Here is a 7,609-nt window from a genome sequence, read left to right as displayed (position 1 = left end):
AAAAAAAATCGGGAAGTAATTTTTTGCGTCATACTAAGTTAATGAGTTTTGAGTAAAAAGTAAAGGCTCAACTTTTCCGCCAATTCACTTTTACTCCTCCATAATACGTCGCCTGCGCAGCTCCAGGCTCATAAAAACGATTGCCCACAGCGTTGAGCAGGATGTTGTTGGTATAGGCTACGCCAAAAATATTGTTGATGCCCCCAAAGGGTTCAATTTTCCAGAATTTGCCCAATTTGAAGGCATGCCCTGCACGCATCGAACAAAGCGTATTGCCTGAATTGCTGAACGTATTGGCATCGTTGACAAAGGTGCTGCCGATGCTGCGCACCTGTGCCGCCACAAAAAAGCCCGAACGATGCGCCCATTGCAAAATGCTGAACAATTGATGACGGGGTACTGCGGGTTGAATATTGCCGTCAAAGCGGGTTCCATTTGCTTCGTAAGCCTCGTATTTGAAATCAGAAAAGGTGTAATTGGCTGTAAAAAACAGACCTTCCAAGATCCGAACGTTCAGCGAAGTTTCCACGCCACGTCGTATTGACTTGCCGGCATTGCGGTAAAACGTACGCCCGGGCGCACTGGTCAGTTGATAAGGCACCAATTCATCCTGCAAGTTGATCTGGAACAAAGCCAGATCCAACCCAACCCGGGTATTGCCCAGCAACTTCACTCCAGCTTCGTAATTAAGCGAACGTTGGGGTTTTAAATCCGCGTTGAATCCCCCCAGGTTGCTGGGATTGGCCGAAAGTTCGGTGAGAGCAGGCGTCTCAAAATTGGAGGCCAGATTGGAATACAAACTCGCCCAGGGCTTGGCCGCAAAAACGACGCCCAAACTGGGGTTAAAACGGTTAAAAGCATTCGCTCCACTTTGGTTGCCGTCGCTTAAAAAGTGGTCTTCAGCACTCAGTTTCAAGGCATCGTAGCGCGTAGCAGCCGTAAACGTCCATTTTTTGCCCGCCGAGAATTCATTCAACCAAAAAGCGCCGGCACTGCGGAAACGCTCGGTTTGATCCAAGGTCAGGTTTCCTTTTTTGCCATCCACATTGTCGAAGCGTTGACGAGCATCGCGTTGGTCATTCCATTCCAGCCCCACTTGGGAGCGGTATTTGTTGCCTGTATACGCGTAGGTCAGGCCAACCCCGCCAAAGAGGCGTTCAAATTCAACCCATCCGCCACCGCGAAAAGCCAGGCGATTGGCAAAATCACGGCTGGTTGCAAAGGTTCTAGCGGTAAGTTTGTGTTTGGCTGAAAATTGTTTTTCCAGCACGAGTCCAATTCTTCCTTGAGTTACTTTTTCGCCTGCATCAAATTGCACGTTGGCTGCTCTGGCCTGGCGTCGATCGGTACTGACTTGCTCGGCAGTCAGCCCACCCGCATCTTGTGCGTAAGGGCTATTGCCGTAGTTGAGCAAAAAGGAAAGTTTGGTATCTGGCCGGAGTTGATAGCGTAACTTGAGGTTCAGAGTGGTTTGTTGCATGGCGCTTTGGGCCCGGAAACCATCACTCTTGTTCTGTGATATACTGCTAAAAACGCCCAGTTTTCCAACCATAAATCCGGTTTTTACCTGATACCGCTGAAAGCCAAAGCTACCTGCCAAGGCTTGTGTTTCTACAAAACTTTGCTTGCTGGGTTCTTCGGTACTCATGTTGAGTACTCCACCGGAAGCGTTGCCGTACAAACCTGATGAGGCACCCCGCAATAGCTCAATGCGTTGCAAGGCTCCAGCATCTACATTGTCTACATCAGCCTGGCCGTCGGGAGTTGATTCGGGTAAGCCATCTACAAAAAGCCGGATGCCCCGGATTCCAAAAGCTGCCCGTGCGCCAAATCCCCGAATGGAAATCCGCAAGTCTTGTGAAAAGTTATCGGCATTGAGGGTGAATACGCCCGGCAAAGCCACCAGGGCTTCATTGAGCGACAACTGCGCCTGTGCTCTTTGGATCTGACTCTTGTTCAGGATACTGATGGCAAAAGGCAATCGGTTGTTTTTGGCTTCAAAACGGGAAGCGGTGACCGTAACGGGGGCAATGTCGAGGGTGCGGAGGGTGTCGATATTGTTGGTTTGAGCAATAGTTAGCGACATACAGCTAAAACTGAGCAACAACAAGAGGGCGTAACGCATAACTACTTTTATTTTAAACAAAGATAATGGTCTAAAGGAGTTGTACGGCTAAACAATTTAAAGTATATTTGTCAAATAAGTTTAAAAACAAGTAATATGGTTGCAGTTGTTGGAACATACTTAAATGGATTCGTGAAACTTGACAAAGAATTTTCATCAAATAATCCTATAAAGGTTATTGTTACTTTTTTAGAGGAGTTTCCCTCCTTATCTGATGAAGGACTTTCATTATCCGACTTTTCTTTTTTGGAAAGCCAAAAAAATCTTGAAAATTACAAAGATTCATTTAGCAATACAGTGATCGAAGAGCGAAGAAAAGAGATATGAGAATTTTTTTAGACACTTCAACATTATTCAAGCTGTATCATAGAGAATCTGGTACGGTAGAACTAGAGGTTCTATTTACAACCGAAAAGATCACAACCATTTTTCTTTCAGAAATCACAAAAATTGAGTTTGCCTCATCGATTTGGAAGAAAGTACGCATGGGTGATGTTTCATTGCTTGAAGCTTCTATGACGTTAAGATTATTTGAAAATGATTTTGGGAAATACACTTTTATTACTCTTGATAGTATTGTCATTGAACAAGCAAGAATTCTTTCTTCTAAATATGGTACAAAAGGTTTAAGAACGTTAGATGGTATTCAACTTTCAACTGCAGTATTACTTTCAAAGCAATCCGATCTATTCCTTACCGCAGACAAACTTCTAAATACTTTTTTTGAAGAAGAGGGATTGCAAACGACAATTTAAAGAGTAGAAACTTTAGAAAATCAAGGGTTTAATTATTTAGCGATCCCCTTTCACCATATTGTATTTCTTCAAAATCGGCAAAACCCTCTCCAAAGGCAACGCTTCAATCTTGTGTCCATCCCTGCCTTCCGTGGTATTCGCCTGAAACAATGAATTGATGATCGCTTCTTCCGTAGCCTCAATAGCGGCCATAAACAACCCTGACATGGCGTCGTTGCGCAGCAAAGTCACCGTTTGAGTCGGCTCTTTGGAGTCGTGTTTGACCCTTAAACCTGGTGCTGTGCTAAAAGCAATCACATAATCACCACTGCCATTGGAAGCAATGCCGCCGGTTTTGCCCAATCCCAAAAATGCCCTTTTGGCCAAGCGCTCCAGATTGCGGCTGTCGAGGGGTGCGTCTGTTGCTACGACGATCATACAAGAGCCGTCGGCGCGGTCTTTCAATTGGTCGCTGAGGTAAAATTGATTGAGATCCTTCCCCACTGGCGCACCGTTGATTTCGAGTACGCCACCAAAGTTTGTTTGTACCAACACGCCTACAGAATAGCCCCCCAAATGTGCTGGAAACTTGCGTGATGCCGTACCTATCCCGCCTTTGAATCCAAAGCAAACTGTACCTGTCCCTGCGCCTACGCATCCTTCTTCCACCGGGCCAGCCTTGGCGTTTTTAAGGGCTTGCCAGACGTGTTCTTTGCGGAGGTGCCGTCCGCGAATGTCATTGAGATAGCCGTCGTTGGTTTCTCCAACCAGGGCATTGACCGATTGAATATTTTCGTTGCCTGGCTGGTTCAAAGTATACTCGATGAGCGCTTCCATGGCAGTGGTTACATTGAGGGTATTGGTCAATGCGATGGGTGTTTCGAGGTTGCCCAATTCTTGCACTTGGGTGCTGCCCGCCAGTTTGCCAAATCCATTGCCTACGAAAATTGCAGCAGGTATTTTGTGTTGGAAAAGATTGCCGGTATCGGGTAAGACGACGGTGACTCCAGTACGGATGTTTTGCCCTTCCCGCAAAGTGGCCTGGCCAACAGTGACGTTGCCTACATCGGTAATGGCGTTGTGTTTGCCAGTGGGAAGGACGCCGATGTGGATGCCGAGGTCGCGGGCACGGCCGCGGGTTTGGGAGTAGGACATGGTGGTTAGGGTTAGCAAGCAAATTATTAGGGAATGACGCATGTTTTACTATTTCGAAAATTTAGGAGGATGATTCCCTGCTTTAAAGAGAATGCTTCTTAAATTTACTAAGCCCTCTCTATTTAACTTTAAACGATTGATGGTTGCTCTACCTATTGCAGTAAGCCCAATAATTATTGTAATATCTTCATTCCATTTAAAATGCTCGTCCCAACTATTTTCGCGAGGGTTAAAAAGACTTACAGACGCTTCTGAAACAAGGTCTATGGCAGTGGTTGAGGTGAATTTATGAAAGTTACATCCTAAACAAGACCATGCTAGGTTTTCTAATTCGTCTTCCCCGCCTTTGGCTACTGGAATGATATGTTCAACAGAAAAAGGATCATGAGAGAAAGTTTCTTGTGCTAGGCAATACTCACAACAACTATGCGCTCTCAACCTTACTGAAGTTCGGAGCGATTCCGTCATGCTACTTTACGCTTGATGCCTAATTCATAGACCATATCTTCAAGCGATTTATTTCGCAACTTGGCTAGTTCTAATAAATACTTCATTCTATTGGCATGTGCAATTTCTATTAAATCATTGAGATTAATTAGTTTTTCATGATCCTTCAGTGTAATATTTCCTGCTTTAAATATTTCAGTTAATCGATAGTATTCTTCTAAATCAGTTGGGTTTACATTCAAATGAATACGCTGTAATAATTCATTTTCCGTAAGATTTTCCTGGGGCTCAATAGATTTTTCGCCATCAAATTCAGTCAGTAAACTTGAGATATAGCGTTCAAGGGTTACTCCTTGTTTCTCAGCGTTTTTTCGGAGTGTAAGCTCAACTGTTATGGGTAAATCGATAGTTAAAGACATTTTCTATATTTTGGAGGTAAAAGCAACAATAAATCTAGGGCATTTTTTTAAAAAATGCAAGGAGAAGCTCCCTGAAAAAATTGCAATTTTCCACGCAACCGCCCCAAAACCATCACTTCCCAATCTTTCCTTATTTTTCTGCGCTGCAAAATGTATATTTGTCCCACTCGATTGCAAAACACAAAACAAATCACCTATGCAGCGTTGGAGCATTCCTTTTTTGCTACTTGTTTTGATCCTTCCTTTTACAAGTGCCCGTGCTCAAGCACCCAAACGATACACCTCCGGGGAAATTCATGAAGCCATTAAAAAGCTGAACTTTTTGGGTTCAGCCTTGTACATTGCTGCACACCCTGATGACGAAAACACCCTTTTCATCTCTTACCTCGCCAATGAGCGGAAGGCCAATGTCGCTTACCTGTCGCTCACACGCGGTGATGGCGGTCAAAACCTGATCGGCCCGGAAATCAGAGAATTATTGGGTCTATTGCGTACCCAGGAATTGCTCGCTGCCCGCCGCATCGATGGAGGCAAACAAATGTTTACCCGCGCCAACGATTTTGGGTTTTCCAAAAATCCTGAAGAAACATTTCAAACTTGGAACCGCAACGATGTCCTCGCAGACGTTGTATGGGCCATCCGCCAATGGCAACCCGATGTAATTGTCAATCGTTTTGACCACCGCACGGCAGGTACTACTCACGGTCACCACACGGCTTCGGCGGTATTGTCGGTAGAAGCCTTTGATTTGGCCAATAACCCGCAAGCTTATCCCGAACAACTGGCTTATGTCAAGCCCTGGCAACCTCGGCGCACGTTTTTCAACATCTCCTGGTTCTTTTTTGGCAGCCGCGCCGCATTTGATAAGGCAGATAAGTCGAAATTGTACAATGTAGATGCTGGCGTTTATTACCCCAACCTCGGAAAATCCAACAACGAAGTAGCTGCCGAAAGCCGCAGTTCACACCGCTGTCAGGGATTTGGTTCGATGGGCACCCGGGGCTCTAGCCTGGAATATTTTGAACACATCAAAGGCGACGCCCCCAAAAGTAAAAATGACCTGTTTGAAGGCATCAATACCACCTGGACACGTGTTCCGGGCGGAGCGCCGATCGGTACCCTTTTGGCTGGGGTTCAAGCCAAGTTTCGTTTTGACAATCCAACCGCCAGTTTACCCGAACTACTCAAAGCTTTTCAATTGATTGAAAAATTGCCTGATGGATATTGGAAAAGGGTCAAATTAGTTGAAATCAAAGACGTGATCAAAGCCTGTTTAGGCCTTTACCACGAAACGGCTGCTGCCGATTTTTCGGCATCCGCTGGTGAGGAAATAACCATCCGTACCGAAGTCATCAACCGCAGCCCTGCCGTTGTCGTTTTGGATAAAGTAAGCATTGATCCAATTGGGTTGGATACCACCTTCAGCAAACCCTTGGCCAATAATGAAGACTTGATCTGGCCCCGTAAAGTTCGCCTCAACAAAGACCTGGCCTACACCAGCGCATACTGGCTTACCGATCCCGCTTCAACGGGCATGTATACGGTTAAAAACCAACAAATGCGGGGGAAACCGGAAACCCAACGTGCTTTCAAAGCCCGTTACCACTACACCATTGCCGGAGTGCCCATCGTTTATGAATCCGATATTGTGTACAAAGACGCCGATCCGGCCAAGGGAGAGATATACCGACCATTTGAAATTACGCCGCCGGTGTTTGCCAAGGTTGCCGAAAAAGTGTTTGTTTTTGCGGATAACGATGCCAAACCAGTCACCGTTCAAATCAAAGCGGGCAAAACCAACATTTCGGGAACGCTCAAATTGGGTGTACCAACTGGCTGGAAAGTAGAACCTGCTGAAGCCAGTTTCAGCATTGCCAAAAAAGGCGACGAAAAGAGCATTAAGTTCATGGTCACGCCACCGAAGGAAGCCAGTGAAGGGAAAATTTACCCGGTAGCCACCATTGATGGCCAAAACTACAGCAAGGAAATGCTCGAAATCAAGTACGATCATATTCCTGCACAAACCGTTTTGCTCAACGCCGAAGCCAAAGTAGCGCACATTGAATTGAAAAAAGCAGGTCAACTGCTGGGTTATGTTGCTGGGGCTGGGGATGACATTCCGGCCAGTTTGCAACAGATCGGCTACAAAGTGGAAATGCTGGGTGAAAAAGACCTGACTCCCGAAAACCTGGCCAAATACGATGCGGTCATCATGGGCATTCGGGCTTACAATACCGTTGATGCGCTGACTTATCGGCAGGCCAATTTGTTGGAATACGCCAAGCGGGGTGGTACCTTGATCGTTCAGTACAATACCAACTTCGAATACAAAGTAGAGCCCAAGGAACTGGCACCCTACTCGCTGAATGTTTCTCGCGACCGGGTAACCGATGAAAATGCCGAAGTACGCTTTCTCAAGCCTGATCACAAAATCCTGAACCAGCCCAACAAAATTACCGCACAAGACTTCAGTGGCTGGGTGCAGGAACGCGGTCTGTATTTCCCCAACGATTGGGACAAAGCCAATTTTGAAGCCATCCTTTCTGCCAACGACCCCGGCGAACCTGCCCGCGACGGTGGTTTGCTGGTGGCCAAATACGGATCAGGCTACTACATTTACACGGGCTACTCCTGGTTTCGACAGTTGCCTGCCGGAGTTTCTGGTGCTTACCGACTTTTTGCCAATATGCTTTCAATTGGGAAGTAAATCAGGTTTTGTTTCCGGTTGC

7 protein-coding genes are annotated in these 7,609 nt (G+C 46.1%); 3 read left to right on the top strand and 4 right to left on the bottom strand.

Going from position 1 to position 7,609, the window contains the following annotated elements; genetic code table 11:
• Positions 1-67: 67 nt before the first annotated feature.
• Positions 68-2,125, bottom strand: coding sequence for a TonB-dependent receptor family protein (locus ABW391_RS07275; RefSeq protein WP_353481182.1), 2,058 nt, complete (start codon positions 2,123-2,125; stop codon positions 68-70).
• Between the two features lie 96 nt (positions 2,126-2,221).
• Between ABW391_RS07275 and ABW391_RS07270 the strand changes: the two genes are divergently transcribed.
• Positions 2,222-2,452, top strand: a complete 231-nt coding sequence (locus tag ABW391_RS07270; protein WP_353481181.1) for a hypothetical protein — start codon at positions 2,222-2,224, stop codon at positions 2,450-2,452.
• Entirely contained in the window at positions 2,449-2,880 is a 432-nt protein-coding gene (locus tag ABW391_RS07265) for a type II toxin-antitoxin system VapC family toxin (protein WP_353481180.1), read from the top strand. The genes ABW391_RS07270 and ABW391_RS07265 overlap by 4 nt, the downstream gene beginning before the upstream one ends.
• Positions 2,881-2,916: 36 nt before the next feature.
• Here ABW391_RS07265 and ABW391_RS07260 read toward each other — a convergent pair whose 3' ends face one another.
• From ABW391_RS07260 to ABW391_RS07250, 3 genes are read right to left on the bottom strand one after another with little or no spacing between them, the layout of a single operon-like run.
• On the bottom strand, positions 2,917-4,014 hold the full coding sequence (locus ABW391_RS07260; RefSeq protein WP_353481179.1) for a DmpA family aminopeptidase: 1,098 nt from the start codon (positions 4,012-4,014) through the stop codon (positions 2,917-2,919).
• Between the two features lie 48 nt (positions 4,015-4,062).
• Positions 4,063-4,482, bottom strand: a complete 420-nt coding sequence (locus ABW391_RS07255) for an HNH endonuclease (protein ID WP_353481178.1) — start codon at positions 4,480-4,482, stop codon at positions 4,063-4,065.
• Positions 4,479-4,880, bottom strand: a complete 402-nt coding sequence (locus ABW391_RS07250) for a hypothetical protein (protein WP_353481177.1) — start codon at positions 4,878-4,880, stop codon at positions 4,479-4,481. The genes ABW391_RS07255 and ABW391_RS07250 overlap by 4 nt, the downstream gene beginning before the upstream one ends.
• Positions 4,881-5,076: 196 nt before the next feature.
• Between ABW391_RS07250 and ABW391_RS07245 the strand changes: the two genes are divergently transcribed.
• On the top strand, positions 5,077-7,587 hold the full coding sequence (locus tag ABW391_RS07245; protein ID WP_353481176.1) for a PIG-L family deacetylase: 2,511 nt from the start codon (positions 5,077-5,079) through the stop codon (positions 7,585-7,587).
• Positions 7,588-7,609: the final 22 nt, after the last annotated feature.

Source organism: Haliscomenobacter sp., from assembly GCF_040403615.1.
Taxonomy (GTDB): Bacteria; Bacteroidota; Bacteroidia; order Chitinophagales; family Saprospiraceae; genus Haliscomenobacter.
The sequence above is the reverse complement of the archived record's forward strand: the minus strand, read 5'-3'. Positions and strand labels throughout refer to the sequence as shown.

Bases quoted from the DNA above. Each gene is read 5' to 3' on its own strand.
- ABW391_RS07255 (WP_353481178.1), bottom strand. From the start codon at position 4,482: ATGACGGAATCGCTCCGAACTTCAGTAAGGTTGAGAGCGCATAGTTGT.
- ABW391_RS07265 (WP_353481180.1), top strand. From the start codon at position 2,449: ATGAGAATTTTTTTAGACACTTCAACATTATTCAAGCTGTATCATAGA.
- ABW391_RS07245 (WP_353481176.1), top strand. From the start codon at position 5,077: ATGCAGCGTTGGAGCATTCCTTTTTTGCTACTTGTTTTGATCCTTCCT.
- ABW391_RS07260 (WP_353481179.1), bottom strand. From the start codon at position 4,014: ATGTCCTACTCCCAAACCCGCGGCCGTGCCCGCGACCTCGGCATCCAC.
- ABW391_RS07270 (WP_353481181.1), top strand. From the start codon at position 2,222: ATGGTTGCAGTTGTTGGAACATACTTAAATGGATTCGTGAAACTTGAC.
- ABW391_RS07250 (WP_353481177.1), bottom strand. From the start codon at position 4,880: ATGTCTTTAACTATCGATTTACCCATAACAGTTGAGCTTACACTCCGA.
- ABW391_RS07275 (WP_353481182.1), bottom strand. From the start codon at position 2,125: ATGCGTTACGCCCTCTTGTTGTTGCTCAGTTTTAGCTGTATGTCGCTA.